The organism is Planotetraspora mira (genome assembly GCF_016863275.1).
Taxonomy (GTDB): domain Bacteria; phylum Actinomycetota; class Actinomycetes; order Streptosporangiales; family Streptosporangiaceae; genus Planotetraspora; species Planotetraspora mira.
In genome coordinates, this window is sequence record NZ_BOOO01000078.1 from 1 (window position 1) to 1854 (window position 1854).

Sequence of the window (1854 nt, forward strand, 5' to 3'; positions counted from 1 at the left end):
CGGAGCAGCGCATCACGATCAGCGAGAGCTCCAACCTGGACACCGGCGAGATCGATCGGATGATCGCCGACGCCGAGCGACACCGCGCCGACGACGCGGCTCTCCGTGAGGCGATCGACGCCCGCAACGAGCTCGATTCGATCGCCTACCAGGTGGAGCGGCGTCTGTCCGAGCTCGGAGATGCGGTTGCGGTGCATGAGAAGGCCCGGGCGGAACAGTTGATCGCCGACGCCCGTCAGGCCATCAAGGAGGAGGCGCCCGTCGACCGGTTGCGCGGTCTGGCGGGGGAGCTGCAGCAGGTCTTCCACGCGCTGGGCGCCACCACCCAACAATCCGGCCAACCTGGCCAACCTGGCCAACCTGCCGGCCCTGAGGCCGGCGGCGGCCCCGACGAGGACGTCATCGACGCCGAGTTCACCAGCCCTGAGTGACATGACCGAGCAGGAGAAGATCCCGGATCAGGGGTGCGCTCCAGCGGCCGAGGCGATGGAGGCCGAACCCGGGACGCCGCACGAGACGCCCGAGCCGCAGCCGACAGGCGAGCCCGGAACGATTCGCGAAACCCGCAACCCCGGCGAGACCGGTGAGACGGGTTCCGCCACCGATATCGAGGTGGACGCCCGGCTGGAGGAGCTGCACGATCGATGGCTGCGTGCGGTCGCGGAGCTCGACAACCTCCGCAAGCGGACGGCCAGAGACATCGCCAGGCAACGGCTCGACGAGCGGGCCAGGGTCGCCGCCGAGTGGCTGCCGGTCATCGACAACCTTGAACTGGCGCTCCGGCACGCGGACGCCGACGCCGATCCCGGCGCGGTCATCGAAGGCGTCCGCGCCGTCCGCGACCAGGCGGTGGCCGTGCTCGCCCGGCTGGGCTTCCCGCGCGTGGAGGATCTCGGGACGCGGTTCGACCCCGCCAGGCACGAGGCCGTGAGCACGGTGGAGGACCTGGAGGCCGAGCCGGGCACGGTCGTCGCCATCGTACGGCCCGGCTACGGCGAGGGTCCCGACCAGCTGCGCCCCGCGTCGGTCGTCGTGTCCACCAGGGCGGAGGATTGATGGCGGACCGCGACTTCTACGAGATCCTCGGGGTGCCGCGAACGGCCGGCCGCGAGGAGATCCAGCGGGCCTACCGCAAGCTCGCGCGCTCCCACCATCCCGACGTCAACAAGGACCCCGGGGCCGAGGACCGCTTCAAGGAGGTGTCGGAGGCCTACGAGGTGCTGTCCGATCCTGAGACTCGGCGGCGCTACGACGCGTTCGGCCGGGACTTCCGGCAGGTGCCCGAGGGAGTGGACCCGGCGGCGTACGCCCGGGCCCGGGCCGGGGCGGGCACGGGAGGCCGGGCCGGATGGGCGCGCGGCCCGGCCGGGCAGGAGGTCCGGTTCGAGACCGGAGAGGGCATCGACTTCGAGGAGCTGTTCGGCGGCATGTTCGGGGGGCGCCGGCGGCGCGAAGAGGGGCGACCTGTACTTGATCCCGCGAATCACCGATCGTCCCCGCTACCGCGTCGAGGGCCGCGACATCCATGTCCAGCTGCCCCTCACCCCCTCGGAGGCCGCGCTGGGCGCGACCGTGGCGGTCGAGACCCCTGGCGGGGAGGCGAAGGTCAAGGTCCCGCTCGGTTCCTCCTCCGGCCGCCGCCTGCGCCTGCGCCTGCGCGGGCAGGGCATGCCCAACCCCCGCGGCGACCCCGGGGACCTGTTCGCCGAGGTCCGGATCATGGTCCCGCGCACGCTGAGCGCCGAGGAGCGCCGCCTCTATGAGCAACTGGCCGACCTTTCCAGCTTCAACTCGCGCTCCGAATCGGGAGGGAGGACCCGGCCATGAGTCATCCCCTCGTACGGATCCCGCTCC

General features: G+C 72.0%; 3 protein-coding genes and 1 pseudogene. All 4 read left to right on the plus strand.

The annotated features are described in order from the left end of the window. On the plus strand, positions 1–431 hold a 431-nt coding region (locus Pmi06nite_RS41515; protein WP_203958756.1), incomplete at its 5' end, for an Hsp70 family protein. Between the two features lies 1 nt (position 432). Next, a complete protein-coding gene (locus Pmi06nite_RS41520; RefSeq protein ID WP_239114571.1) occupies positions 433–1056 on the plus strand; it encodes a nucleotide exchange factor GrpE in 624 nt (207 codons plus the stop codon). Next, positions 1056–1193 (plus strand): annotated as a pseudogene (locus tag Pmi06nite_RS42450) (DnaJ domain-containing protein); the annotation flags it as partial. The gene Pmi06nite_RS41520 and the pseudogene Pmi06nite_RS42450, both read left to right, overlap by 1 nt. Positions 1194–1470: 277 nt before the next feature. Continuing rightward, positions 1471–1827, plus strand: a complete 357-nt coding sequence (locus tag Pmi06nite_RS42455; RefSeq protein WP_239114572.1) for a DnaJ C-terminal domain-containing protein — start codon at positions 1471–1473, stop codon at positions 1825–1827. Positions 1828–1854: the final 27 nt, after the last annotated feature.